Source organism: Vibrio sp. 10N.222.49.A3 (genome assembly GCF_041475145.1).
Classification (GTDB): Bacteria; Pseudomonadota; Gammaproteobacteria; order Enterobacterales; family Vibrionaceae; genus Vibrio; species Vibrio tasmaniensis_A.
In genome coordinates, this window is the sequence record NZ_JBFRVM010000314.1 from 1 (window position 1) to 376 (window position 376).

1 protein-coding gene is annotated in these 376 nt (G+C 50.0%); it reads right to left on the reverse strand.

Annotation, left to right across the window (positions count from 1 at the left end):
- Window positions 1–77: 77 nt before the first annotated feature.
- The coding region (locus AB4589_RS25335; RefSeq protein ID WP_372101949.1) for a transposase at window positions 78–376 on the reverse strand (299 nt) is incomplete at its 5' end.

Here is a 376-nt window from a genome sequence, read left to right on the forward strand (position 1 = left end):
TGTTTTTCGTTTCTTTCGTCGTCACATCTCCTCTGATTTCGTCAATGCCATTCTCCTTATTATCAAATGCCTTTCGGCTACATGGGTCGGCTTACTCCAACGCACGCCATCTCATGTGCACAGCAAGGGCATACTCGTATCGCTTTACTCCTTATCGGTGCTGGTACTGGCGGCATCCTATAGACCAAGTTCAACAGCAACAGCTGAATACGCACTCTTAAGGCGTGTGCTTGACCACGTAAAAAGCCGTAATCTCGAACTCGCTGTAACCCTTTGGGGAGCACGTGTTGCAAAATGAGCAGCAAGAACTTGAGAGTCGGTAAGGTGCGCGTTCGCCATGCGTTGGTCTGGCTCTCCTTATAGCGGAACGTGACCG